Below are 24,455 nucleotides of genomic sequence, written 5' to 3'. Positions count from 1 at the left end.
GGGCGCGTGCTCAGGTCGAAGGCCAGGTTCAAGGAGGGTGCCGTGCGGGTGATCGTGGATCGTGACCGGTGTGAAGGTAACGCGGTGTGCATGGGAATCGCGCCGGACATCTTCGAGCTGGACGATGAGGACTACGCCGTCGTGAAGACCGATCCGATTCCGCCCGACCGAGAGCAGCTGGCCGAGCAGGCGATCGCCGAATGCCCGCGCGCGGCGCTGCTGCGCGAGGACTAGCGGCCGGCCACCGAAACTAGAGGTATTCATAAATTGACTAGCAGCACGAACGCGACCGATCTGTCCGGAAAGGTCGCGGTGGTCACCGGTGCGGCCGCGGGGCTGGGGCGCGCCGAGGCGCTCGGCCTGGCCCGGCTCGGCGCCACCGTCGTCGTCAACGACATCGCCTCGGCGCTGGACGCCTCCGACGTCATCGACGAGATCAACTCCGCCGGCGCTGAGACCGGTGCCAAGGCCGTCGCCGTTGCCGGGGACATCAGCCAGCGCGCCACCGCCGACGAGCTGATCGGCTGCGCCGACGGGCTGGGCGGGCTGGACATCGTGGTCAACAACGCCGGGATCACCCGCGACCGGATGCTGTTCAACATGTCCGACGAGGAATGGGACCTGGTCATCGCGGTGCACCTGCGCGGCCACTTCCTGTTGACCCGCAACGCCGCCGCCTACTGGCGCACCAAGGCCAAGGACGCGGGCGGTTCGGTCTTCGGCCGGATCGTCAACACCGCGTCCGAGGCCGGCCTGGTGGGCCCGGTGGGGCAGGCCAACTACGGGGCCGCCAAGGCGGGCATCATCTCGCTCACCCTGACGGCGGCCCGGGCGCTGGGCCGCTACGGGGTGTGCGCCAACGCGATCTGCCCGCGGGCCCGCACCGCGATGACGGCCGACGTGTTCGGCGCAGCACCAGACATAGAGGAAGGCGCCATCGACCCGTTGTCGCCGGAGCACGTGGTGCGCCTGGTCCAGTTCCTGTCGTCGCCCGCCGCCGCGGAAGTCAACGGCCAGGTGTTCATCGTTTACGGCCCGCAGGTGGCGCTGGTCGCGGCGCCGACCGCGGAGCACAGGTTCATCGCCGAGGGCGCGGAATGGGACCCCGCCCAACTCAGCGCCACACTGCGGAATTACTTTGCTGGCCGTGATCCGGAAAAGAATTTTTCCGCGGTCGGGCTGATGGAGCAATAACGATGCCGGGGGAGTTCACGGGGGGAAATCGGCGAGTAGAACATGTGTCAGATTGATTACGGCGCAACGGCCTGACCTGGACAAATTAACGCTTTGGATAGAGAAATGCCGTTCATTGACACGGTGAACTTCTTCTGAGTTAATATGATCCGGCTCACACCGAGCCGCTTGTGTCCGAAGGCCGCGCTAAGGCGAAACGTAGGCTTCGCCGCGAGCAGCAGAGGGGGGTGCGTAAGTTGAGGCAACAACTTGCGGTCCCGGCTCGCGCCGTCGGCGGCTTCTTCGAAATGATGATCGACACGGGCCGCGCGGCTTTCCGGCGGCCCTTCCAATTCGGCGAGTTCCTGGACCAGACGTGGATGATCGCCCGCGTGTCACTGGTCCCCACGCTGCTGGTGTCCATCCCCTTCACCGTCCTGGTGGCGTTCACCCTGAACATCCTGCTGCGCGAGATCGGTGCGGCCGACTTGTCCGGCGCCGGAACGGCGTTCGGCACCATCACCCAGCTGGGCCCGGTCGTCACCGTGCTCGTCGTGGCCGGCGCCGGTGCGACCGCGATCTGCGCCGACCTGGGTGCCCGCACCATCCGCGAGGAGATCGACGCGATGCGGGTGCTGGGCATCGACCCGATCCAACGGCTCGTCGTGCCAAGGGTTTTGGCGTCCACCGTGGTCGCGCTGCTGCTCAACGGGCTGGTGTGCGCCATCGGTTTGTCCGGCGGTTACGTGTTCTCCGTCTTTCTTCAGGGCGTCAACCCGGGCGCGTTCATCAACGGGCTGACCGTGCTCACCGGGCTGCGCGAGCTGGTGCTCGCCGAGGTCAAGGCGCTGCTGTTCGGCGTGATGGCCGGGCTCGTCGGGTGTTACCGAGGCCTGACGGTCAAGGGTGGGCCCAAGGGCGTCGGCAACGCCGTCAACGAAACCGTCGTGTACGCGTTCATCTGCCTGTTCGTCATCAACGTGGTGATGACCGCCATCGGCGTGCGGATCACGGCGAAGTGATGGGACGAGTGAGCAACCGATGAGCTACGACGTGACTTACCGGTTGCGCAACGCGGTGTCGAGGGTGCTGCAGGGCCCGGTCGACGACTTCGGTGAGCAGGCGTTGTTCTACGGCCAAACCCTGCGCTACGTCCCCAACGCGCTCACCCGGTACCGCAGGGAGACGATCCGCAACATCGCCGAGATGACGCTGGGCGCAGGCGCTCTCGTCATGATCGGCGGCACGGTCGGGGTCGCGGCCTTCCTGACGCTGGCCTCCGGCGGCGTCATCGCCGTGCAGGGCTACTCGTCGCTGGGCAACATCGGCATCGAGGCGCTGACCGGGTTCCTGTCGGCATTCCTCAACGTGCGCGTCGTCGCCCCGGTGATCGCGGGCATCGCGTTGGCGGCCACGATCGGCGCCGGCGCCACCGCCCAATTGGGTGCCATGCGGGTGTCCGAGGAGATCGACGCCGTCGAATGCATGGCGGTGCACTCGGTTTCCTACCTGGTGTCCACCCGGCTGATCGCCGGCCTCATCGCGATCGTCCCGCTGTACTCGCTGTCGGTGCTCGCCGCGTTCTTCGCCGCCCGCTTCACCACGGTGTACATCAACGGGCAGTCGAAGGGACTTTACGACCACTACTTCAATACGTTCCTCATACCGTCCGACCTACTGTGGTCGTTCCTGCAGGCGATCGTGATGTCCATCGCGGTGATGCTCGTCCATACCTATTACGGCTACAACGCGCACGGCGGGCCCGTCGGCGTCGGCATCGCGGTCGGCCAGGCGGTGCGGACCTCGCTGATCGTCGTGGTGGTCATCACTTTGTTCATCTCGCTCGCCGTCTACGGCGCGTCGGGTAACTTCAACCTCTCCGGATAAGGGGCCGCTCACAAGACATGGCAGAAGGCGAATCGCGACGCAGCACAGTCCGGCTGGCAGCAGCGCTGCTGGCCGGATTGATCGTGGCATTCACCGCTCTGACATATCTGTCCTACACGGCGGCTTTCGCCTCGACGGACACCGTCACCGTGTGGTCGAAACGGGCCGGGCTGGTAATGGACAAGGGCGCCAAGGTCAAATACCGCGGCATCCAGATCGGCAAGGTGTCCGACATCGCCTACAAGGACGACCAGGCCCGGCTGACGCTGGCCATCAACAGCGACCAGATGCATTTCATTCCTTCCAACGCGACGGTGCACATCGCGGGCAACACCATCTTCGGGGCCAAGTCGGTGGAATTCATTCCGCCCCCGACGCCCTCGCCGACATCGCTGCGCCCGGACGCGCAGGTCGAGGCGTCGGCGGTGGCGCTGGAAGTCAACACCTTGTTCCAGTCGCTGATCAACCTCCTGCACAAGGTCGACCCGGTCGAGCTGAACGGCACGCTGAGCGCGCTGGCCGAGGGCCTGCGCGGGCACGGCGACGACTTCGGTTCCCTGCTGTCGGGGCTGAATACGCTGACGCGGCAAGCGAACCCGAAGCTGCCCGCCCTGCAGGAGGACTTCCGCAAGACCGGCATCGTCACCAACAACTACGCCGACGCCGCGCCCGACCTGAACACGATCATCGACAACCTGCCGACGATCAACCGGACGGTCGTGGACCAGCAGCACAACCTCGACGACACGCTGCTGGCGACGATCGGCCTGGCCAACAATGCCTATGAGACGTTGGAGCCGGCCGAGCAGAACTTCATCGACGCCATCAACCGACTGCGGGCGCCGATCAAGGTCGCCCACGACTACTCGCCGGAATTCGGCTGTCTGTTCGCCGGAATCGAGCGCGGCATCAAGGAATTCGCCCCCCTGCTCGGTGTCCGCAAGGCGGGCCTGTTCACGTCGTCGAGCTTCGTGCTGGGTGCGCCGTCGTATACCTATCCGGAGTCGCTGCCGATCGTCAACGCCTCCGGAGGCCCGAATTGCCGCGGCCTGCCGGACATTCCGACCAAGCAGACCGGCGGGTCGTTCTATCGCGCGCCGTTCCTGGTCACCGACAACGCCAACATCCCGTACGAGCCGTTCACCGAGCTGCAGTTCGACGCGCCCTCGACGCTGCAGTTCTTGTTCCACGGCTCCTTCGCGGAACGGGACGACTTCTGATGGCGGCGTCGGGCATGCCGTCGCACCGGTCGATGGTGATCAAGGTCAGCATCTTCGCGGTGGCCATGCTGATCGTCGCGTCGGGCCTGGTGGTGATCTTCGGCGACTTCCGCTTCGGCGACGAAAACACTTACCACGCAACCTTTACCGACGTGACGAAGTTGAAGGCCGGCCAGAAGGTGCGCATCGCCGGGGTGCCGGTCGGTTCGGTGACCGGCATAAAGCTCAACCCGGACAACACCGTCGACGTGGCGTTCGGGGTCGCCCGGCGCTACACGCTGTATTCGTCGACGCGCGCGGTGATCCGGTACGAGAACCTGGTCGGCGACCGGTTCCTGGAGATCACCTCGGGCCCGGGGGAACTGCGAAAGCTGGCGCCCGGCGGCACCATCAACTCCCAACACACCCAGCCCGCCCTGGATCTCGATGCGCTGTTGGGCGGGCTGCGGCCACTGGTCAAGGGTTTGGACGCCGACAAGGTCAACACCATCAGCAGCGCGGTCATCCAGCTGTTGCAGGGCCAGGGCGGAGCGTTGTCGAACGTGCTGGCCGACACCAGCGCCTTCTCGACGGCGCTGGGCCAGCGCGACCAGCTGATCGGTGACACGATCACCAACCTCAACACGGTGCTGGGAACCGTCGACCAAAAAAGCGCGCAGTTCTCCGCCAGCGTCGACCAGCTGCAGCAGTTGATCACCGGGCTGGCCAAGAACACCGACGCGATCGCCGGAGCGATTCCGCCGCTGGCGTCGACGACGACGGATTTGACTGAGCTGCTGAAGAATTCGCGCCGGCCCCTGCAGGGCATCCTGGAAAACACCCGGCCGCTGGCGACCGAGCTGGACGACCGAAAGGCCGAGGTGAACAACGACGTCGAGCAACTGGGCGAGGACTACCTGCGGCTTGCGGCGCTGGGCGCGTACGGGTCGTTCTTCAACATCTACTTCTGCTCCGTGTCGATCAAGATCAACGGACCGGCCGGCAGCGACATCCTGATACCCATGGGCGGCCAGGTGGATCCGAGCAAGGGGAGGTGCGCTTTTGCCAAGTAACGCAAGGCGTGAACGTGACCCCCTGCGCACCGGCATCTTCGGCGTGGTGCTGGTGGTGTGCGTCGTATTGCTCGCATTCGGCTACGCCGGCTTGCCGTTCTGGCCGCAGGGCAAGACGTACGACGCCTATTTCACCGACGCCGGCGGCATCTCGCCGGGCAACTCCGTCTACGTCTCGGGTATGAAGGTCGGCAAGGTGTCCTCCGTCGGCCTGGCCGGCGACAGCGCCAAGGTGACGTTCAGCGTGGACCGGCACGTCGCGGTCGGTGACCAGTCACTGGCCGCGATCCGCACCGACACCATCCTCGGCGAGCGTTCGATCTCGGTGACCCCGGCGGGCTCCGGCAAGGCGACCACCATTCCGCTGAGCCGGACGACCACCCCGTACACGTTGGCCGGCGCGCTCGAGGATCTGGGTCACAACGCGAACGATCTGGACAAGCCGCGGTTCGAGCAGTCGCTGAACGTGCTCACCGATACGCTGCGCGACGCCACCCCGGAGCTGCGCGGAGCGCTCGACGGCGTGGCATCGCTGTCGCGCACCCTGAACCGCCGCGACGAGGCGCTGCAGGGGCTGCTGGCGCACGCGAAGTCGGTGACGGCGGTGCTGTCGCAGCGCGCCGATCAGGTCAACAAGCTGGTCAACGACGGCAACGAGTTGTTCGCCGCGCTCGACGAGCGCCGCGCCGCGCTGGGGCAGTTGATCTCGGGCATCAGCGGTCTGTCCGAACAGATCTCGGGTTTCGTGGCCGACAACCGCAAGGAGTTCGGCCCGGCCCTGAACAAGCTCAACTCGGTGCTGAGCAACCTCAACGAACGCCGCGACTACATCACCGAGGCGCTCAAACGCCTGCCCACCTACGCCACCGAACTCGGCGAGGTGGTCGGGTCCGGACCGGGATTCAACGTCAACGTGTTCAGCGTGCTTCCCGCGCCGATGATGGCGATGGTCTTCGACTTTTTCTACCAGCCCGGCAAGCTGCCGGCCAGCCTGTCGGACTACCTGCGCGGGTTGATTCAGGAACGCTGGATCATCAGGCCGAAATCGCCATGAGAAGGATCGCCGGCAGCAGGGGGCTGCGTTACGCCACCGTCATCGCGCTGGTCGCGGTGTCGGTGGGGGGCGTGTATGTGCTTTCCTCGCAAGCCAACAACCGAACCGTCGTCGGCTACTTCACCTCCGCCGTGGGGCTCTATCCCGGGGATCAGGTGCGCGTCCTCGGCGTTCCGGTCGGCTCGATCGACACGATCGAACCGCGGCCCTCCGACGTGAAGATCACCATGTCGGTGTCCAGGGACGTGAAGATCCCCAAGGACGCCAAGGCCGTGATCATCTCGCCGAACCTGGTGTCGGCGCGGTTCATTCAGCTCACCCCGTCATACACCGGCGGCGCGGCGCTGCCCGACGGCGCAAGCATCGACCTGAATCACACCGCGGTCCCGGTGGAGTGGGACGAGGTGAAGCAGGCGCTGACGCAGTTGGCCGTGCAGCTGGGTCCGACGACGGCGTCGGCGCAGGGGCCGTTGGGCAGGGCGATCAACCAGGCCGCGGACACGCTGGACGGCAAGGGCGAGTCGTTCCACAACGCGTTGCGTGAACTGTCGCAAGCCGCTGGGCGCCTGGGGGATTCGCGCAGCGACATTTTCGGCACCGTCAAGAACCTGCAGGTGCTGGTCAACGCGCTGTCGAACAGCAACGAGCAGATCGTGCAGTTCGCCGGGCACGTCGCGTCGGTGTCGCAGGTGCTCGCCGACAGCTCGCGCCACCTGGACAACACCCTGGGCACGCTGAACCAGGCGCTCTCGGACATCCGGGGATTCCTGCACGAGAACAACTCGACGATCATCGATACGGTCAACAACCTCAACGACCTGGCGCAGACGCTGAGCGACCAGAGCGACAACATCGAGCAGGTGCTGCACGTCGCCGGCCCCGGTATCGCCAACTTCTACAACATCTATGACCCCGCCCAGGGCACGCTGAACGGCCTATTGTCGATACCGGAGTTCGCCAACCCGGTGCAATTCATCTGCGGCGGCTCCTTCGAGACCGCCGGCGGCCCGGAGGCGCCCGACTACTTCAGGCGCGCCGAGCTCTGTCGCGAGAGGCTGGGCCCGGTGCTGCGCCGCCTCGCCGTGAACTATCCGCCGGTGATGTTCCACCCGCTCAACACGATCACCGCCTACAAGGGCCAGATCATCTATGACACCCCGGAGACCCAGGCCAAGGCGGCGACCCCGATTCCGCAGCTGACCTGGATACCGGCGCAGGGTGCGCACCCGGCGCCGCCGGCGGCGAACCCTGCGGATCTGCAGAGCCTGCTTCTTCCGACCGCGCCGCAAGCGGGTCCCCCGCCGGGCTCGGCGTTCGGTCCGCTGCCCGGCCCCCCGCCGAACGCGCCCGGCCCGCCGGCGCCGACCGATCAGGCCGGTGGCGGATGAATCGGATCTGGTTGCGCGGCAGCGCTTTAGCGGCGGGCAGCGTGCTGCTGGCCGGTTGCCAATTCGGCGGGCTGAACTCGTTGGTGATGCCCGGGACGGCCGGTCACGGCAGCGGCGCGTACACCGTCACCGTCGAGATGCCCGACGTAGCGACGCTGCCGCAGAACTCGCCGGTGATGGTCGACGACGTCACCGTCGGCAGCGTCTCCGGCATTTCGGCCGAGCAGCGGGCCGACGGATCCTTCTATGCCGCAGTGAAGTTGGCGTTGAACAAGGACGTCGTACTGCCGGCCAACGCCACCGCGACGGTCGCCCAGACGTCGCTGCTGGGTTCGATGCACATCGACCTGGCTCCCCCGAAGGGCAAGCCGGCCACCGGCAGGCTGAAGGGCGGGTCCACGATCGCGGAGGCCAACACGGGCCGCTATCCCACCACCGAAGAGGTGCTGTCGGCCCTCGGTGTGGTGGTGAACAAGGGCAATCTCGGTGCGCTGGAAGAGATCACCGACGAGACCTACCAGGCCTTCGCCGGCCGACAGGACCAGTTCGTCGACCTGGTCCCCAGGCTGGCGGAGCTGACCGCCGGACTCAACCGGCAGGTCAACGACATCATCGATGCGGTCGACGGGTTGAACCGCTTCTCCGCGACCCTGGCGCGCGACAAGGACAACCTGGGCCGGGCGCTGGACACCCTGCCCGAGGCGCTTCGCGTGCTCAACAAGAATCGCCCGCATATCGTCGAAGCGTTCGCCGCGCTGAAGAAGCTGGCGCTGGTGACCTCCAACGTGCTGGCGAAAACCAAGGTGGACTTCGCCGAGGACCTCAAGGGCCTGTATTCGGTCGCCAAGACCCTCAACGACAACCGGAAGAACTTCGTCACCTCGCTGCAGCTGCTGCTGACGTTCCCGTTCCCCAACTTCGGCATCAAGCAGGCCGTGCGCGGCGACTACCTCAACGTCTTCACCACCTTCGACCTCACCCTGCGCCGGATCGGTGAAACGTTCTTCACCACAGCGTATTTCGACCCGAACATGGCCCACATGAACGAGATCCTCAACCCGCCCGATTTCTTGACCGGCGAGATGGCCAACCTGTCCGGGCAGGCGGCCGACCCGTTCAAGATTCCGCCCGGCACGGCGTCAGGGCAGTAGGGCGGCGCAGATGATCGACAGACTGACCAGGGTCCAGCTCGCCATATTCGCGGTGATCACCGCGATCACGCTGACCGTCATGGCGGTCTTCTACCTGCGGCTGCCGGCCACGTTCGGCATCGGGACCTACGGCGTGAGCGCCGACTTCGTCGCGGGCGGCGGGCTGTACAAGAACGCCAACGTCACCTACCGGGGCGTCGCGGTCGGCCGGGTGGAATCGGTGGGGCTCAACCCCAACGGCGTCACGGCCGAGATGCGGCTCAACAGCGGCACACCCATCCCGTCGAACGTCACCGCCACCGTCAAGAGCGTGTCGGCCGTCGGCGAGCAGTACATCGACCTGGTGCCACCGAGCAGCCCGTCATCGGTCAAGTTGCGCAACGGATCTCGCATCGAGCGGCAGAACACCCGGATCGGCCAGGACGTGGCCGACCTGTTGAAGCGGGCGGAGACATTGGTCAACAGCCTCGGCGACACCCGGTTGCGCGAGCTGCTGCACGAGACGTTCGTCGCGGCCAACGGCTCAGGGCCCGAACTGGCCCGGCTGATCGAGTCCGCCCGGCTGCTGGTGGACGAGGCCAACGTCAACTATCCGCAAGTCTCGGAGTTGATCGATCAGGCGGGCCCGTTCCTGCAGGCCCAGATTCGCGCCGGCGCCGACATCAAGTCGCTGTCGGACGGGTTGGCGCGGTTCACCTCCGAGGTGCGCCAGGCCGACCCCCAGCTGCGCTCCACGTTGGCCACCGCCCCGGGCGCGACCGACGAGGCCAGCACCGCGTTCTCCGGCATCCGCCCGTCGTTCCCGGCGCTGGCGGCCAGCCTGGCCAACCTCGGCCGGGTCGGCGTGATCTACCACAAGTCGATCGAACAGCTGCTGGTGGTGTTGCCCGCGTTGTTCGCCGCGATCACCACCGCCGCCGGCGGCACCCCGCAGGACGAGGGCGCCAAGCTGGACTTCAAGCTCGACCTGAACGACCCGCCACCGTGCGCCGTCGGCTTCCTGCCCCCGCCGTTGATGCGGACACCGGCCGACGAGACGGTGCGCGAGCTCCCGAAGGACATGTACTGCAAGGTCGCCCAGAACGACCCCAGCACCGTGCGCGGCGCCCGTAACTATCCCTGCCAGGAGTTCCCCGGCAAACGGGCACCGACGATCCAGTTGTGCCGCGACCCGAAGGGCTACGTGCCGGTGGGCCGCAACCCGTGGCGCGGTCCGCCGGTGCCCTACGACACGCCGGTGACGAACGGGCTGAACACGTTGCCGCCCAACAAGTTCCCGTACATCCCGCCGGGCGCCGAACCCGATCCGGGCACTCCGATCGTCGGGCCGCCCCCACCCGGTGTGGTCCCCGGGCCGGGGCCGCTGCCGAACCACCAGCCGGCCTACGCCCCGCCGCCGCCCAACGACAACGGGCCGCCGCCGCCGTTCACGTCGTGGCAGCCGCCCGGGGTGCCGCCGGTGCCGCCCCAGCTGCCGTATCCGAAGTGGCTGCCGCCCCCGGCACCGCCGGAGGGGATCAATCCTCCGCCGGCGGGCCCGGGGCCGGAGAAGCCGTGGGGGCCGCCGCCGCCCGGTCAACCGCAGGCCAGCGGCCCGGCCTACGCCACCTACGACCAGCGCACGGGAGCCTTTGTGGACCCGGCGGGCGGCACTGGTATTTTCGCGCCCGGCGCCAGCGGCGCATCCAGCGCTGAGAATTGGGTGGACCTCATGCTTGATCCAAGGCCTCTTTAGTGGGAACGGGTAGTGACTGAGACGACGCAACGCGTTCGCCGGCGTGCATCGCGGGCGGCGGGCCCGGCGAGGGGCACGTCGGGCGAGGCCGCCACGGTCGACCTTCCGGCCGAGCCGAAGCCGGCCGCCAAACCTGTCACGACCCTCAAGCCGGTCAAGCCGCCGCCGCGACGGCAGCCCAACCGCGTCCTGGTCGGATGGATCGCGGCCGCCGCCGCGCTGGTGGCGATCGCGGCGCTGGCGGGCGGGCTGGCGATCATGCTCGTCCAGCAGCGCCACGCCGAGGCCGCACAAGCCCGCGATCAGCGCTTCGTGGACACCGCCACGCAGACGGTGGTCAACATGTTCAGCTACAAGCAGGACAACATCGACGAGAGCGTGAACCGGTTCTACAACGGCACCAGCGGCCCGCTGCGCGGCATGCTCGGCGCCAACAACAACATCGAGAACCTCAAGGGCATCTTCCGCTCGACCAATGCCACGTCGGAGGCCGTCATCAACGGCGCCGCCCTGGAGGGCATCGACTCGGTCACCGACAACGCCTCGGTGCTGGTGTCGGTGCGGGTCACGGTGGCCGACATCGACGGCGTCAATAAGCCGTCCATGCCGTATCGGCTGCGGGTGATCGTGCACGAGGACGAGCGGGGCCACATGACCGGCTACGACCTGAAGTATCCCGACGGGGGCAACTAGATGGCTCGGTCGCGCCGGGCCCGCGTCCTGCGGTGGCTGCTGCTCGCCGCGGGCTACCTGGCGGTGGTGGCCGTCGTCGGGTTGTCGGCGGCGGGCGGCTGGTTCTACTGGGAGCGGGTGCAGACCCGCGGCGAGGAGGCGGCGCGGGCGGTGTTGCCCAAGTTGGCCTCCAAGGAGATCCCGGAGGTGTTCGCCTACGACTACCAGACCGTCGAGCGCAGCCTCTCCGCCGCCTACCCGCTGCTGACCCCCGAATATCGCCAGGAGTTTCAGAAGAGCGCCAACACCCAGATCATTCCCGAGGCCAAGAAGCGCGAGGTGGTGGTCCAGGCCAACGTCGTCGGCGTGGGAGTCATGAGCGCCAAGCGGGATTCGGCGTCGGTGATGGTCTACATGAACCGCACCGTGACCGACAAGTCACGCCAACCGCTCTACGACGGCAGCCGGCTGCGCGTGGACTTCAAGAAGGTCGGCAAGCAGTGGCTGATCGCCTACATCACGCCGATCTAGCACCGGCCGACGTTCAGTAGCACATCGCAATCCCGTTGCAGTACAACGGGTAACGCTCGATCGGGCTGGGTGGCGGCCCGCTCATCTGCAACGAGAACGGCTGCTTTTTCATCTCCGGCTGCATCCCGCAGACGGGGCCGTGCAGGCTGGTGTGGGTGCCGCTCATGTTCTCGTCGCTGAACGAATAGGTCTCGGTGGACGGCGCGGTGCCGCCGCCCGGGCATGACACGCCGTCGGGCTTGTCCACCTTGAAGGTCCACAGCATGCTCGAGTAGCGCGCCCGGCCGCTGAAGTTCTGCAACTTGTCCGCGCGGCTGATCTGTTCGGGCGTCGAGCTCACGACGTTGAGGGCGCAGTTCATCGCGAACACGATCGGGTCGGAGTAGTCGTTCATGTTGCGGGTTCCCGACGGCTGATCGCACAGCGCCGTGATCGTCCAGGTAACCCCCGACACCCCGGCCTCGTTGTAGGTGTAGTTGCCGTCCGCGGGCGGCCCCACGGCGTGCGCCGGGTCACCCGACTCCAGCGCGATCCCGATTGCGACCGCCGAGAAGATGCCGGCGCCGGCGGCCAGTCCGCGACGGAGCTTCACAGTGCCCTCCCTTCGGGCCTTGCCTCACTGCTGCATCGAGTATCACAGCGTTCGGGTGGCAACACCATGGGTTCTCCCGCGCTACTTGGCGGCCGGCGGGTTGGCCTCGGCGAGCGCATCCAGGAACGACCGTGCCCAGCGGTCCACGTCATGGGCGAGCACCTGGCGGCGCAGCGCGCGCATCCGGCGCCGGCCCTCTTCGACCGGCTGGTTCATGGCCGCCTCGATCGCGTCCTTGACGCCTTCGAGGTCGTGCGGGTTGACCAGGTAGGCCTGCCGGAGTTCGGACGCGGCACCGGTGAATTCGGACAGCACCAGCGCGCCGCCGAGGTCGCTGCGGCAGGCCACGTACTCCTTGGCCACCAGGTTCATCCCGTCGCGCAGCGGCGTGACCAGCATGACGTCGCTGGCCACGAAGAAGGCCACCAGTTCGTCGCGCGGGACCGGGCGGTGCAGGTAATGCACCACCGGATGACCGACCTCGGCGTATTCGCCGTTGATGTGGCCGACCTGGCGTTCGATGTCGCTGCGCAGGATCTGGTAGCTCTCCACGCGTTCGCGGCTCGGCGTCGCCAGCTGCACCAGCACGGTGTCGTCGCGTTTGGCGCGGCCCTCGGCGAGCAGCTCGGAAAAGGCTTTCAGCCGGACGTCGATACCCTTGGTGTAGTCCAGCCGGTCGACGCCGAGCAGGATCTTGCGGGGGTTGCCGAGTTCGGCGCGGATCTCGCGGGCGCGGCGCCTGATGTTGCGGTCGCGCGCCGCGTGGTCGAGCGCCCCGGAGTCGATGGAGATGGGAAAGGCGCCCACCCGAATGGTGCGGGAGTCCAGCGCCACCTCACCGAACCGCGACCGCACGCCGACCGCTCCCCGCGACGTGCTGGCCCCGACCAGCCGCCGCGACAGGAACAGGAAGTTCTGGGCGCCGCCGGCCAGGTGGAAGCCCACCAGGTCGGCGCCGAGCAGGCCCTCGATGATCTCGGTGCGCCACGGCAACTGCATGAACAGCTCCACGGGCGGGAACGGGATGTGCAGAAAGAAACCGATGGTCAGGTCGGGCCGCAAGGTGCGCAGCATTTTAGGCACCAGTTGCAGTTGGTAGTCCTGGACCCACACCGTGCCGCCCTCGGCGGCGGCGCGTGATGCGGCCTCGGCGAAGCGGCGGTTGACGTCGACGTAGCGCTCCCACCACTCGCGGTGGTAGATCGGCTTGACGATGACGTCGTGATACAGCGGCCACAGCGTGGCGTTGGAAAAGCCCTCGTAGTACTTGGCGACGTCGTCGGCGGACAGGCGTACCGGATGAAGTTGCAGCTCGTCCAGGGTGATGGGCTCGTCGGCCACGTCCACGGCGTCGTCGGCTTGCTCGGCTACCAGGCCCGGCCAGCCCACCCAGGCCCCGCGCCGCCGGCGCAGCAGCGGCTCCAGCGCCGTGACCAGTCCGCCGGGGCTGCGTTTCCACGTGGTGCTGCCGTCGGGGAGCCGCTCGAGATCGACGGGCAGCCGATTGGCGACCACCACGAAGTCCGAATCCCCGTAGTGCCTACTTTTCGAGTTCTGGCCTCCCCGGGAAGCCATTTACGTGTCGAGTTTCGCCGGTCCAATACCGAGCATGGACAAGAAAATGCGGCATTCGTCGGCGTCGTTGGCATACGCTGCGACGACTCGCCTGGCCTGGCGCGCGGTGCTGTCGGCCAGCGGCTCCACATCGCCGATTTCGCCAGGGTCAGATTTCGTAGGCATGACATAACTCTATGCGATGCGAATCTTTGCCCGCAGGCGTCTCGCCAGGTCACTTGGCTCGGGTGCGGTCACGAGTCGTTTGCCAGGACTTTTCGAGCCGCCGCCGCGCCGCTTACACACTGGCCGTAATGTGTAAACAATGCGGAACGTACAACCAATGCACATGAGGTGGGCGCAATGACACTCTCCGAGCAAGCCGACGCCGCGGCCAGCGCCGGCGCCGATGAGCTGGTTTCCTATGAAACCCTCGACGAGGGCCGCATCGCCCGGATCTGGCTCAACCGGCCCGAAGCGCACAACGCGCAGAGCCGCGGCCTGCTGATCCAGCTCGACGAGGCGTTCCTGCGCGCCGAGGCCGACGACGCCGTTCGGGTGGTGATCCTGGCGGCGCGCGGCAAGAACTTCTCCGCCGGCCACGACCTGGGCTCGGAGCTGGCCATCGCCGAGCGCAAGCGGCTGCCGAGCTTCCGCATCAACGGCGGGACCCGTGACCCCATCGCGGAGAAGATCTACCTGCAGGAGTGGCACTACTTCTTCCAAAACACCTGCCGCTGGCGCGACCTGCGCAAGATCACCATCGCCCAGGTACAGGGCAACGCCATCTCGGCCGGCCTGATGCTGATCTGGGCCTGCGACCTGATCGTGGCCGCCGACAACGCCAAGTTCAGCGATGTGGTCGCGGTGCGCCTGGGCATGCCGGGCGTCGAATACTTCGGTCACCCTTGGGAATTCGGCCCGCGCAAGGCCAAGGAACTGCTGCTGACCGGTGATGCGCTGGACGCCGACGAGGCCTATCGGCTCGGCATGGTGTCGAAGGTATTCCCGGTCGACGAGCTGGCCGACAAGACTCTGGAATTCGCCCGGCGCATCGCCGACCGGCCCACGATGGCGGCGCTGCTCGTCAAGGACTCGGTCAACGCCGCCTCCGACGCGATGGGGTTCACCGAGGCACTACGGCACGCGTTCCACATCCACGAATTGGGGCATGCGCACTGGGCCGCCCACAACGAGAACCGGTATGCGGTCGGCCAGCCGCCCGACGTCGAGGACTGGCGCAGCGCGAAGCCGACGCAGGTGGCCCGCCGCGATACGCCGTAGCGGGGCCTCCTCCGTCTGAGTTAGCGAGCGTGTGGCTTACGGACAAATTCGAGGCAGTTTTTGTACGTAGGCCCCACATTCGGCGCTCGGCTCGCGCATGGTTCGATGCTCTCGTGCAGCTTTCTTTCGAAGACCGGACGTATCTGGTCACCGGCGGTGGCAGCGGAATCGGCAAGGGCGTCGCCGCGGGCCTGGTGTCGTCGGGGGCGTCCGTCATGATCGTCGGCCGCAACCCCGATCGGCTGGCGGCCGCCGTCAAGGACATCGAAGCGCTGCGGGCCGGCGGCGCCGTCCGGTACGAGCCCGCCGACATCACCGACGAGGACGAGGCCGCCCGCGCGGTCGATGCCGCCGCGGCGTGGCACGGCCGACTGCACGGCGTCGTGCACTGCGCGGGCGGGTCGGAGACCATCGGGCCGATCACCCAGATCGACTCGGAGGCGTGGCGGCGCACCGTCGACCTCAACGTCAACGGCACCATGTACGTGCTCAAGCACGCCGCGCGTGAGCTGGTGCGCGGCGGCGGCGGGTCGTTCGTCGGGATCTCGTCGATCGCGGCCAGCAACACCCACCGCTGGTTCGGCGCGTACGGGGTCACCAAGTCGGCCGTCGACCACATGATGATGCTGGCCGCCGACGAGCTCGGCGCGTCCTGGGTGCGGGTCAACAGCATCCGGCCGGGACTGATCCGCACCGAGCTCGTCGCACCCATCATGGAGTCGCCGCAGCTGAGCTCCGACTATGCGAGCTGCACGCCGCTGCCCCGGCCCGGCGAGGTCGAGGACGTCGCGAACCTGGCGATGTTCCTGCTCAGCGACGCGGCCAGCTGGATCACCGGGCAGTGCATCAACGTCGACGGCGGCCACATCCTGCGCCGCGGACCCGACTTCTCCGCGATGCTGGAACCCGCGTTCGGCGCCGACGCGCTACGCGGAGTGGTCTGAGGCGCCTTTCGCATCGACACGGTTCCGGGCCATGTCCCGCACGGCCAGGTGGCTGAACAGCATGCTGGTGCCGATCGGGTTGCCGCCGCCGGGGTAGGCGGTGCCGCTCGGCGCGGCCATCGTGTTGCCCGCCGCGTACAGGCCGGGGATGGGCCTGCCGGACGTGTCGAGCACCCGCGCCGAGGGGTCGGTGCGCAGCCCGCCCTTGGTGCCGAGGTCGGAGATGCCGAACGCGGCCGCGTGGAACGGACCCCGGTCGATCGAGACCAGCGGCGGTTGGCCGTTGGAGAAGGCCCGGTCGTACGGCTCGTCGCCGCGCCCGAAATCCGCGTCGACACCGTCGGCGACGAACTGGTTGAATCGCCGCACGGTGGCTTCCAGATTCCGTTCCGGCACACCGATTTTCGCGGCCAGCTCCGTGAGCGTGTCGGCGGTGTGCCACAGTCCGGCCTCGACGTAGCGTTGCGGCTCGACCATCGCCACGTTGGTGGCCTTGACGGGCGGCAGCGGGCCCTCCTTGTCGTCGTAGATCATCCAATACGGCAACGTGATCGAGCCGGCTTCCAGCCGTGCGACGATCTCGCGGCCCACCCGGTCGTACGGGGCGGACTCGTTGACGAACCGCCGGCCGTCCTGGTCGACGAAGATGCCGCCGGTGAACCAGAGCGCGAATGCCGAGCGCCCGTCCGGGTGGGTCAGCCCTGGTGACCACCACGCCTGGTCCATCAGATCGGTGTCGGCGCCCACCGCGATGCCGGCCTCGTGGGCCCGGCCGAGGTTGCCCCACGACCCCATCGTGTCGCGGGCCTCGCCGGGCACACGGTATTTGCGGCGCAGCTCGTCGTTGCCCTCGAAGCCGCCGGCGGCCAGCAGCACACCGCGGCGGGCACGGATCGCGCGGCGCTTCCCGTCGTTCTCGACGATCGCACCGATCACCGCATGGTCGTGGATCACCAGCTCGACCAGGGCGGTGTTCAGCCGCAGCGAAGCCGAGGGGTAGCGCCGAATCGCCTTGAGAAACCTGGCGATCAGCGCGCGGCCACCGATGAAGTAGTCGTCCGGCTGCGCCGCGCCGAGCCGGTCCGCGTCGAGCGGCCCGCGCACCAGGTCCCGCAGCTGCGGAGCCTCGGACACCGGCAACGGCTTGGCGATGATGTGTCGCCGACCATCCGATCGCGCCTTCGGCGCCGTCCCGAAATAGTCGGGCCAGGGGAACACGTCGAATGTCAGGACCTCGTCGCGCTCGAGGTACTCGATCAGCGGCGCGCCGCCGCGCACATAGGTGTCCTGTAGCTCGCGTGGCGTGCGATCGCCGACCACCGCGTGGTAGTACTCGAGCGCGTCCTCGATCGTGTCGTCCGTGCCGGCGCGCACCAGCACCGGGTTGCACGGGAACCACATGCCGCCGCCGCCGGAGTAGGCGGTCGTGCCGCCGAACTTGTCGGTCGCCTCGACCAGGATCACGTCGAGCCCCTCGCGCGCCGCGGTGTACGCGCCCGTGACGCCGCCGGCGCCCGACCCGGCCACCAGCACGTCACATTCGTCGATCCAGCTCACCATGGGTCCATCCTCCACCCGTAGCGCCGGCGCCGGTGGGACTGCTCATTCCGCGGTGGGTTCGAGGACGTCGAATCCCTTGTAGCCGGCCGCCGCGACATCGGCGATGATCTGCCCGTAGACCCCAAAGCCGCCGACGAACGGCATGAACACCCGCGGCTTGCCGGGAATGTTGGCGCCCAGGTACCACGAGTTCGCCCGCGGCATAAGCGTTTCGGCCGCCCGGTCGGAACATTCCCTGACCCAGTCGGCCGCCGCGTCGGGACGAGCCTCGATCGCAACGGCGCCGTGGGTGTCCAGATACCCGACGGCGTCGGCGATCCAATCGACGTGCAGCTCGGCGTGCAACACCATGTTCGCCAGCACCGACGGGCTGCCGGCCCCGGCGATGTTGAACAGGTTCGGGAAGCCGGGGACGCCCAGGCCGAGATAGGTCACCGGACCCGCCGCCCAGGCCTCGTTCAGCGTCCGGCCGTCGCGGCCTACGATGTTCATCTTCTGCACCGATCCGGTCATCGCGTTGAATCCGGTGGCGAGCACCAGCGCGTCCAGCCGGTAGTAGGCGTCCGACGTGTGGATGCCCCCGGCGTCGATCCGCTGGATCGGGGTGGACCTGATGTCGACCAGGTTCACATGCGGAAGGTTGAAGGTCTGGTAGTAGTTGTCGTCGGTGCAGATCCGTTTCGTGCCGATCGGGTGGTCCTTCGGAATCAACAGCTCGGCGACGGCCGGGTCGTCGATCACCGCGCGAACCTTCTCCTCCCAGAACAGGCGCGCGGTGTCGTTGGCCTCGATGGTCGACATCTGGTCCGGAAACGTCTTGGAGTACAGCACACCGCCCAGCTGCCAACGCTTCTCGTAGGCGGCTCGCCGCTCGTCGTCGGACACCTCGAGCGCCGACTTCGGGTGCGGCGTGTGCGGTGAACCGCCGCCGCTGAGCATCGACAGCCGGCGCCGTTCGGCATAGGTCGCCTTTTGCTCGCGCACGGTCTCGTCCTCGAGCGGGACGTTGCCCGCGGGCACGCTGTAGTTGGCCGTGCGCTGGAAGACGTGCAGCTGCGCGGCCTGCTGCGCGATGCACGGAATCGCTTGAATCCCAGAGGATCCGGTTCCGATCACGCCGACACGCTTACCGGTGAAGTCGACGTCGTCGTGCGGCCAGCGGCCGGTGTGGTAGACGGCGCCCGCGAAGGAGTCCAGGCCCTCGATCGCCGGGATGTTGGCGTTGGAAAGCGGGCCCACACCGAGCACAACGAACCGTGCCGACACGCGGTCGCCCGCGTCGGTGCGGACCTCCCACCGCAAGCTGCCCTCGTCCAGCACGATGTCGGTCACCCGGGTGCCGAACGTGATGTCGCGGCGCAGGTCGAAACGATCCGCGACGTGGCACAGGTACCGCAGGATTTCGGGCTGGGTCGCGTACTTCTCGCTCCATTCCCATTCCTGCTGCAGATCGTCGTCGAAAGAGTAGGAGTAGTCCACGCTTTCGACGTCGCAACGCGCGCCCGGGTAGCGATTCCAATACCAGACGCCGCCCACGTCGTCGGCCGACTCGAACACCCGCACGGTCAGGCCGTCGCCGCGGAACCGGTGCAGCGCGTAGAGCCCGGCGAAACCGGCGCCGACGACGACAACGTCTGCGGTCGACGGCGCGCTCGTCGCGGTCGGTGGTGCCGTGGCGTTCACGTCGGTGGCCTTTCTGGTCGGCAACGATCCCGCCAGGGACGCTACGACCCGGCCGGCAGCAACGACAGCCGTCCTCCCGCTGAGCGGATCATCGCTCGCGCGAACACAGCGCGCCGTGCAGGAGGCCGGTGACAAAGGCCTTGGTTTCTCGTGACAACAGGTAGCCGGTGTGTCCGCCGCTGTACCAGCGCACCGGCGATCCGTCCCACGCCTGCGCCAGCGCGAGGGATTGGCCCGCCGGGATGAACCGGTCGCTGCGGGCGGCGAACAGGGCCCGGCGATTCGGCACCACCAGAGGCGTGAGCGCGAGCGGGGACACCACGCGGAACGCGTTCTCGGCGGCGCCACCGCGCAGGATCGGCAGGTAGTCCGGCGGTGCGCGGTGGTGTGCCATCAACCCGAGCACGTCGGTGAACGGGATGCCGGCCACCACAGTGTCGACAGGCTCCAGCCCGGCCAGCAGGGTCGCCAGATAGCCGCCGAACGACAGGCCATACACGCCGACCGGCGCCCCGGTGCGGTGCCTGATCCAGCCGAGCAGCCGTCGGACATCCCAGATCGCCTGGCTGATGCCGTGCAGCGTCATCGGCAGATCCATCGACAGCAACTGGTCGCAGCCGGGGGACTTTCGCGGTCCATGAAACGGCAACACCGGGACAGCCACGTTGAAACCGAGCACTGCGTGAAAGTGGTTGTCCCACAACGTCGTCAGGTCGAAGCGCGACGCGCCCTGGCCGAAGCCGTGCAGGCACACCACCCACGGGCGGCCCGGCGCCGGGTGGCGAAGCAGCCGCACCACGACGGTGTCGTTGGGCGTGTCGGCGGGCCATCGGTCCGCCCCCGGTTCGTCGCTGCGCGGCCGGAATCCGGACGTGAAAGTCACCGCCTGATGCCGGGGCCACAAATACCCGCCCCGCACGGTCAGCTCGCCGTCGCTCAGCGGCGGCGGTGTGCGATGGTAGGACGCGGGATCCGACGACCATGCACGTTCGTCGAACAGTGCTGATGCCCTTGCGATTTCGGAAGCCGTGCGTTCGGCGGGCGGCAGCGACGCCTTCGGCCGACGAGTGCGGACGACGGCCAGGATCGCCCGATCGGGCAGCCCCCTGGCCCGCACCGCCACCCTTCTGGCGTAGCTCGACACCGTCTGCACGCGAGCCTCCTTCGCTTGCCCGATTCCCGACGCACGTTAAAGCGTCGTGCCGGCACCGGCGAAGCACCGTCTCATTGATCGGGATAGCGCCGGCAACCCGCCCGGGAACGGCTGTATGTTTGCGCGACACCAAGTGAACGGAGCGCAGGTTCGTGAAGCGACTGTCGGGCATGGACGCCTTCTTCCTGTCGATGGAAGGCACGGCGTGGCCCCAGCACACCCTTGGCCTGATGATCCTGGACCCCAGTGACGCAACGGGTTTCGACTACCACACCGTGCGAAACCACCTGAAAAGCCGGTTGCCGTACCTGCCGCAGTTCCGGCGCCGGATCCAGGAGGTGCCGTTGCGGCTGGACCGGCCGGTGTGGGTGGACGACCCCCGGTTCAGCCTGGACGCACACGTCCATCACATCGCGCTTCCGGCGCCCGGCGGCGAACGAGAGCTGGCAGCCGTCGTCGGCGAGATACTGGCGCGTCCGCTCAACCGGCATCAGCCACTGTGGGAGAGCTGGTACATCGAGGGCCTCGAGTCCGGTCACGTCGCGTTCGTCGCCAAGACTCATCACGCAATGGTCGACGGGGTTTCGGGCGCCGGCCTGTCCGACGTTCTGTGTGACACGCAAGCCGTGCCGGCCGGGCCGCGGGCCGAGGCGCCCGAAGAGCAGCCTCAGCGCGCGCGGCGGGGCATCGAACTGCTCGCCCGCGGCGCGGTGTCGACCCTGACGACCGGACCCAGGCTGGCGCAGTTCGCGGGCCAGACGGTGAGCGGAGCGGTGACGACGATCGGCCACCAGCGACGCAGCGACCCCCCGCCGCGGCCGATGAGCGCGCCCCGAACGATTCTCAACGGAGTCATCGGCACGCACCGCGAATTCGCTTACCGCTCACTGCCATTAGCGGATGTCAAGCGGGTCAAGAATCATTTCGGCGTCAAGGTCAACGACGTGATCCTCGATGTCGTCGCCGGGGCGCTGCGCCGCTACCTGATCAAGCGGGGCGAGCTACCCGAGCAGCCCATCCTCGCCAGCGTCCCGATGTCGACGCGCATGCCGGAAGACATCGAACTCGGCAACCTGGTTCATCCGATGGTTGCGTCGCTGGCCACCGACATCGAGGATCCGGTCGCCCGGTTGGCCGCTATTCACGCGAGCATGAACAGCGCGAAGGAGCTGGCCGAGGCGATGGTGAAGAAGCAAACGGTCGGCATCACCGACATTGCCCCGCCGTTCCTGTTGAGCCTGCTGTTCCACTCGTATCGGGCCGGGAAGCTCGAGCAGCGTTTGCCGTTGAGCACCAACCTGATTGTGTCCAATGTGCCGGGCCCGCCGTCGCACCTCTATCTGGCCGGCGCGCGGATCGAGCACATCTTCACGGTCGGCCCGTTGACCATGGGCATGGGGATGAACGTCACCGTCTTCAGCTACGGGGAGTTCGTCGACGTCGGCGTCCAGGTGGATCCGGCACTGGTCGACGACGCGTGGGAATTGATGTCCGGGGCCGCGGCGGAGTTGGATGAAATGGTGGCCGCCGCGCGCCCCACCCGAAGGCGGGCACGCGCGCGCTCCACCGGTGAGTAGCAGGGAAGGGGGTCGGCGGGCTCCGATGTCGCCCAGGGTGCCCCGATTGGGCTGGGAGGATCCCTTCCGCGCGCTCGACATGCTGACGTCCATGTGGTCGTCGACCGGGTTGCCCTCGGTCGGTGTCGGCGCCGTGGTGCCCTACCGTTCGGTGTTCACGACGCTGCAGCGGCTCCTGGTCGGCAGGGAGATCCGGGCCCGGGTCGGCGACCAAGACGTCACACTGGTCATCACCGACTTCGACTCGCCGCTGGACCCGCGCGGGTTGGCCGTCGGTCAGCTCGGCGAGATCCGGTTGGCGGCGCGCGACATGCGGTTTGGCGACCACCGGTTCGAGCGCGCCACCGCCGTCCTGCGCAACGTGCACATCCGTCCGGGCGTGCCGCCCCGGCTGGTGGCCGCGCCGGTCGAGTTGTCGTTGGCGCTGCCGCCGGACGCCGTCGACGCCGTCCTGCGCAGCGTCGCGCCGCAGCTGCGCGGTGAGCTGCGCGCCGACGGCACGGCCGCCCTGCACTGGGCGCGCCGCCCCACCCTGGGCAGCCTCGAGGTCGACGTTCAACCCGTCGGATCGACGTTGTGGTTGAGGCCGCGCGCGCTGGTCGCCCGGCGCAAGCGCTGGGCGTTGTCGCGACGCGTTCCCGGCTACCCGGTTCGGCTGCCCGACCTGCCGCGCGGGCTCCTGGTCACCGGCGTCGACTTCGACGCCGATTCGGTGCGGCTGTCCGGGCTGCTGCCGGAGTGGCGAATTGAGTTGCCGCTGAGGAATTTAGAGGAAATCATCAGCTACTTGAGCCAGCGGACGGGAGCGCTGGATCTGGCGTGGCCGTCGTTGCGGAGGAGCTCCGAGTGAGCGCGCGCCTATCGGCAGCCAGGGCGGCGAGCTCGGCGAGGGCCTCGGGGATGGCCTCGGCGAGCTCACCGATATCGGGCACCCGATCCTTCGAGGCCTGCATCCCGATGACCATCGCGTCGCGATAGCTCCAGCCCGTCACGTTCAGTCCGTACGGGTAGATGATCGGACCAACGGAGATGATCTTCTCGATCGGCGCGCCGCCGAAGTACAGCTGCTGCTTCGGCCCCGGGACGTTCGAGACCGTCATGCTGTAGGTGGGTCGTCGGCGCGTCCGGGCACCCAGCAGCGGCAGCCCGCGGCCGTAGAACCAGAACAACGGCCAGTAGTCCATCCAGTCCGCGAACAGCCAGAGATCGCGCTCGGCGTGCACGTCCCGGGCCGCGCGGGTGTTGGCGGCCATGCGCTCGAGCCGTTCGACGGGATCGGCAACGTCGGTGGCCAGCGAGACGCTCCAGATCGTTACCTGATTGCCCCAGTCCACCTCCTCGCCGGGCGGGCGAATCGCCACCGGGACAACGGTCGTCAGCGATTCGGCGGGCAGCTCGCCGTGGCGGTCCAGATAGGAGCGGATAGCGCCGCTGCACGCAGCGAGGAAGACGTCGTTGAGGGTCACGTCGAATGCGGTCTTGATCTCCTTGATCGTGTCCAAATCGCATGAGACATAGGTGAATTGACGCTGGGCGGTGAAGGGCTCGTTGAAGCGGGTGCCGGGCGCTGCGAACGCCTCGGCGAATCCGGGCCGGCCGGCCTTGCGGCGCCGGCGGCCGGTTTCGATCGTGCGGGCCGAGCGCATCAACACCCGGGGAAATCGAAGCAGCGCCGCGCCCTCGTTGACGGCGACCAGCCGGAGCCAGGTTGCGGTGCCGGGCGGTTGCTCGTCGACCAATGCCCGTTCGGCCGTGGGCAGCGGTTCGCCGGGGTCGGCACTGAAGATGGTCTCGAGCAGCCGCACCGACGCGAGGCCGTCGGCCAGCGCGTGGTGAAGCTTCAAGACCAGGGCGATGCGGCCGTCCGCCAGCCCGTCGACATACCACAACTGCCAGGCGGGGCGGCCGCGGTCGAGCCCGACCGAGACGATCTCGCTGATCCGCGCGGCCAGCTCACGGTCACCGCCGGGCGCCTCGGCTTTGGCGTACCTAACGTGGTAGTCGAGGTCGACGCGGGGACGCTCGATCCACCACGGCCGACCGCCCAGCCGCGGCCGCAGCAGTTGCCAGCGCAACGGCTCGACCTTGGCCACCAGGGCGGGCACCACCGCGCGGACGGCGTCGAAGGTGAGCGGCTGGGGCGCCGCGGCGGGATCGAGCACCACGGCCTTGATCGTGTGCTGCGGTTGAGTGTCGTTCTCCTGCTTGAGAAACATGTTGTCGACACTGTTGAGACGTCGCATCG

The 24,455-nt window shown here is 67.8% G+C and carries 23 protein-coding genes; 16 read left to right on the top strand and 7 right to left on the bottom strand.

Translation table 11 applies throughout. The features are described from left to right. Window positions 1-42 precede the first annotated feature (42 nt). The 12 genes from AC5Y6X_RS04270 (at window position 43) to AC5Y6X_RS04215 (ending at window position 11,863) form a co-directional block, all read left to right on the top strand. The gene (locus AC5Y6X_RS04270) at window positions 43-234 is read left to right on the top strand and encodes a ferredoxin (protein WP_083137824.1); all 192 of its coding nucleotides are present in this window, start codon (window positions 43-45) and stop codon (window positions 232-234) included. Between the two features lie 33 nt (window positions 235-267). After that, window positions 268-1,194 carry a 3-oxoacyl-ACP reductase gene (locus AC5Y6X_RS04265; RefSeq protein WP_499984779.1) on the top strand — a complete coding sequence of 309 codons (927 nt, stop codon included), beginning with the start codon at window positions 268-270 and terminating at the stop codon, window positions 1,192-1,194. A gap of 236 nt (window positions 1,195-1,430) precedes the next feature. Next, window positions 1,431-2,195, top strand: coding sequence for an MlaE family ABC transporter permease (locus AC5Y6X_RS04260; protein WP_324673502.1), 765 nt, complete (start codon window positions 1,431-1,433; stop codon window positions 2,193-2,195). A gap of 19 nt (window positions 2,196-2,214) precedes the next feature. Beyond that, on the top strand, window positions 2,215-3,060 hold the full coding sequence (locus tag AC5Y6X_RS04255; RefSeq protein ID WP_324673504.1) for an MlaE family ABC transporter permease: 846 nt from the start codon (window positions 2,215-2,217) through the stop codon (window positions 3,058-3,060). Between the two features lie 17 nt (window positions 3,061-3,077). Next, window positions 3,078-4,280 carry an MCE family protein gene (locus AC5Y6X_RS04250; RefSeq protein ID WP_499984778.1) on the top strand — a complete coding sequence of 401 codons (1,203 nt, stop codon included), beginning with the start codon at window positions 3,078-3,080 and terminating at the stop codon, window positions 4,278-4,280. Next, a complete protein-coding gene (locus AC5Y6X_RS04245) occupies window positions 4,280-5,332 on the top strand; it encodes an MCE family protein (protein ID WP_499984776.1) in 1,053 nt (350 codons plus the stop codon). Before AC5Y6X_RS04250 ends, AC5Y6X_RS04245 begins: the two co-directional genes overlap by 1 nt. After that, window positions 5,322-6,386: a virulence factor Mce family protein gene (locus AC5Y6X_RS04240; protein WP_499984774.1), complete on the top strand. Its 1,065-nt coding sequence runs from the start codon at window positions 5,322-5,324 to the stop codon at window positions 6,384-6,386. The genes AC5Y6X_RS04245 and AC5Y6X_RS04240 overlap by 11 nt, the downstream gene beginning before the upstream one ends. Beyond that, window positions 6,383-7,774 carry a virulence factor Mce family protein gene (locus AC5Y6X_RS04235; protein ID WP_499984772.1) on the top strand — a complete coding sequence of 464 codons (1,392 nt, stop codon included), beginning with the start codon at window positions 6,383-6,385 and terminating at the stop codon, window positions 7,772-7,774. The genes AC5Y6X_RS04240 and AC5Y6X_RS04235 overlap by 4 nt, the downstream gene beginning before the upstream one ends. Beyond that, entirely contained in the window at window positions 7,771-8,925 is a 1,155-nt protein-coding gene (locus AC5Y6X_RS04230) for a virulence factor Mce family protein (protein ID WP_499984771.1), read from the top strand. The genes AC5Y6X_RS04235 and AC5Y6X_RS04230 overlap by 4 nt, the downstream gene beginning before the upstream one ends. Window positions 8,926-8,935: 10 nt before the next feature. Further along, window positions 8,936-10,660 (top strand): virulence factor Mce family protein, encoded by a 1,725-nt coding sequence (locus AC5Y6X_RS04225; protein ID WP_499984769.1) that lies wholly within the window; start codon window positions 8,936-8,938, stop codon window positions 10,658-10,660. 12 nt (window positions 10,661-10,672) lie between these two features. Continuing rightward, on the top strand, window positions 10,673-11,353 hold the full coding sequence (locus AC5Y6X_RS04220) for an Rv1363c family protein (RefSeq protein WP_499984767.1): 681 nt from the start codon (window positions 10,673-10,675) through the stop codon (window positions 11,351-11,353). Then, entirely contained in the window at window positions 11,354-11,863 is a 510-nt protein-coding gene (locus tag AC5Y6X_RS04215) for an Rv1363c family protein (protein ID WP_499984765.1), read from the top strand. A gap of 13 nt (window positions 11,864-11,876) precedes the next feature. Here the strand turns inward: AC5Y6X_RS04215 and AC5Y6X_RS04210 are convergent, their stop codons facing one another. The 3 genes from AC5Y6X_RS04210 to AC5Y6X_RS04200 form a co-directional block, all read right to left on the bottom strand. Next, complete coding sequence (locus AC5Y6X_RS04210; protein WP_499984763.1) at window positions 11,877-12,455, bottom strand: hypothetical protein; 579 nt, start codon at window positions 12,453-12,455, stop codon at window positions 11,877-11,879. Between the two features lie 81 nt (window positions 12,456-12,536). Beyond that, on the bottom strand, window positions 12,537-14,030 hold the full coding sequence (locus AC5Y6X_RS04205; RefSeq protein WP_499984761.1) for an alpha,alpha-trehalose-phosphate synthase (UDP-forming): 1,494 nt from the start codon (window positions 14,028-14,030) through the stop codon (window positions 12,537-12,539). Continuing rightward, the gene (locus tag AC5Y6X_RS04200; protein WP_324673525.1) at window positions 14,031-14,195 is read right to left on the bottom strand and encodes a hypothetical protein; all 165 of its coding nucleotides are present in this window, start codon (window positions 14,193-14,195) and stop codon (window positions 14,031-14,033) included. Window positions 14,196-14,372: 177 nt separating this feature from the next. Here AC5Y6X_RS04200 and AC5Y6X_RS04195 point away from each other — a divergent pair, with 177 nt between their 5' ends. Both AC5Y6X_RS04195 and AC5Y6X_RS04190 read left to right on the top strand, forming a co-directional pair. Next, on the top strand, window positions 14,373-15,293 hold the full coding sequence (locus AC5Y6X_RS04195; RefSeq protein ID WP_499984759.1) for an enoyl-CoA hydratase: 921 nt from the start codon (window positions 14,373-14,375) through the stop codon (window positions 15,291-15,293). A 113-nt stretch (window positions 15,294-15,406) separates the two neighbouring features. Continuing rightward, entirely contained in the window at window positions 15,407-16,237 is an 831-nt protein-coding gene (locus AC5Y6X_RS04190) for an SDR family oxidoreductase (RefSeq protein ID WP_499984757.1), read from the top strand. Here the strand turns inward: AC5Y6X_RS04190 and AC5Y6X_RS04185 are convergent. The 3 genes from AC5Y6X_RS04185 to AC5Y6X_RS04175 form a co-directional block, all read right to left on the bottom strand. Next, window positions 16,220-17,797 (bottom strand): FAD-binding protein, encoded by a 1,578-nt coding sequence (locus AC5Y6X_RS04185; protein WP_499984756.1) that lies wholly within the window; start codon window positions 17,795-17,797, stop codon window positions 16,220-16,222. The two genes, AC5Y6X_RS04190 and AC5Y6X_RS04185, sit on opposite strands and share 18 nt — an antisense overlap. 42 nt (window positions 17,798-17,839) lie before the next feature. Then, window positions 17,840-19,480, bottom strand: a complete 1,641-nt coding sequence (locus tag AC5Y6X_RS04180; protein WP_499984755.1) for a flavin-containing monooxygenase — start codon at window positions 19,478-19,480, stop codon at window positions 17,840-17,842. Between the two features lie 88 nt (window positions 19,481-19,568). Further along, window positions 19,569-20,633 (bottom strand): alpha/beta hydrolase, encoded by a 1,065-nt coding sequence (locus AC5Y6X_RS04175; RefSeq protein WP_499984754.1) that lies wholly within the window; start codon window positions 20,631-20,633, stop codon window positions 19,569-19,571. Window positions 20,634-20,785: 152 nt separating this feature from the next. Between AC5Y6X_RS04175 and AC5Y6X_RS04170 the strand changes: the two genes are divergently transcribed. Then, the gene (locus AC5Y6X_RS04170; RefSeq protein WP_499984752.1) at window positions 20,786-22,210 is read left to right on the top strand and encodes a WS/DGAT/MGAT family O-acyltransferase; all 1,425 of its coding nucleotides are present in this window, start codon (window positions 20,786-20,788) and stop codon (window positions 22,208-22,210) included. Between the two features lie 25 nt (window positions 22,211-22,235). Further along, window positions 22,236-23,060: an LmeA family phospholipid-binding protein gene (locus AC5Y6X_RS04165; protein ID WP_499984751.1), complete on the top strand. Its 825-nt coding sequence runs from the start codon at window positions 22,236-22,238 to the stop codon at window positions 23,058-23,060. Here the strand turns inward: AC5Y6X_RS04165 and AC5Y6X_RS04160 are convergent. Then, the gene (locus AC5Y6X_RS04160; protein ID WP_499984750.1) at window positions 22,990-24,453 is read right to left on the bottom strand and encodes a wax ester/triacylglycerol synthase family O-acyltransferase; all 1,464 of its coding nucleotides are present in this window, start codon (window positions 24,451-24,453) and stop codon (window positions 22,990-22,992) included. The two genes, AC5Y6X_RS04165 and AC5Y6X_RS04160, sit on opposite strands and share 71 nt — an antisense overlap. Window positions 24,454-24,455 lie beyond the last annotated feature (2 nt).

This window comes from Mycobacterium sp. NGS26, assembly GCF_059813025.1.
Note: the sequence above shows the minus strand (reverse complement) of the source record. Positions and strands in the feature narration are given on the sequence as shown.

What these genes read in the sequence shown, in the direction of transcription:
- AC5Y6X_RS04230 (WP_499984771.1), top strand. Translation starts at nt 7,771, where the DNA reads ATGAATCGGATCTGGTTGCGCGGCAGCGCTTTAGCGGCGGGCAGCGTG.
- AC5Y6X_RS04185 (WP_499984756.1), bottom strand. Translation starts at nt 17,797, where the DNA reads ATGGTGAGCTGGATCGACGAATGTGACGTGCTGGTGGCCGGGTCGGGC.
- AC5Y6X_RS04225 (WP_499984769.1), top strand. Translation starts at nt 8,936, where the DNA reads ATGATCGACAGACTGACCAGGGTCCAGCTCGCCATATTCGCGGTGATC.
- AC5Y6X_RS04200 (WP_324673525.1), bottom strand. Translation starts at nt 14,195, where the DNA reads ATGCCTACGAAATCTGACCCTGGCGAAATCGGCGATGTGGAGCCGCTG.
- AC5Y6X_RS04245 (WP_499984776.1), top strand. Translation starts at nt 4,280, where the DNA reads ATGGCGGCGTCGGGCATGCCGTCGCACCGGTCGATGGTGATCAAGGTC.
- AC5Y6X_RS04235 (WP_499984772.1), top strand. Translation starts at nt 6,383, where the DNA reads ATGAGAAGGATCGCCGGCAGCAGGGGGCTGCGTTACGCCACCGTCATC.
- AC5Y6X_RS04250 (WP_499984778.1), top strand. Translation starts at nt 3,078, where the DNA reads ATGGCAGAAGGCGAATCGCGACGCAGCACAGTCCGGCTGGCAGCAGCG.
- AC5Y6X_RS04165 (WP_499984751.1), top strand. Translation starts at nt 22,236, where the DNA reads ATGTCGCCCAGGGTGCCCCGATTGGGCTGGGAGGATCCCTTCCGCGCG.
- AC5Y6X_RS04160 (WP_499984750.1), bottom strand. Translation starts at nt 24,453, where the DNA reads ATGCGACGTCTCAACAGTGTCGACAACATGTTTCTCAAGCAGGAGAAC.
- AC5Y6X_RS04195 (WP_499984759.1), top strand. Translation starts at nt 14,373, where the DNA reads ATGACACTCTCCGAGCAAGCCGACGCCGCGGCCAGCGCCGGCGCCGAT.
- AC5Y6X_RS04215 (WP_499984765.1), top strand. Translation starts at nt 11,354, where the DNA reads ATGGCTCGGTCGCGCCGGGCCCGCGTCCTGCGGTGGCTGCTGCTCGCC.
- AC5Y6X_RS04205 (WP_499984761.1), bottom strand. Translation starts at nt 14,030, where the DNA reads ATGGCTTCCCGGGGAGGCCAGAACTCGAAAAGTAGGCACTACGGGGAT.
- AC5Y6X_RS04255 (WP_324673504.1), top strand. Translation starts at nt 2,215, where the DNA reads ATGAGCTACGACGTGACTTACCGGTTGCGCAACGCGGTGTCGAGGGTG.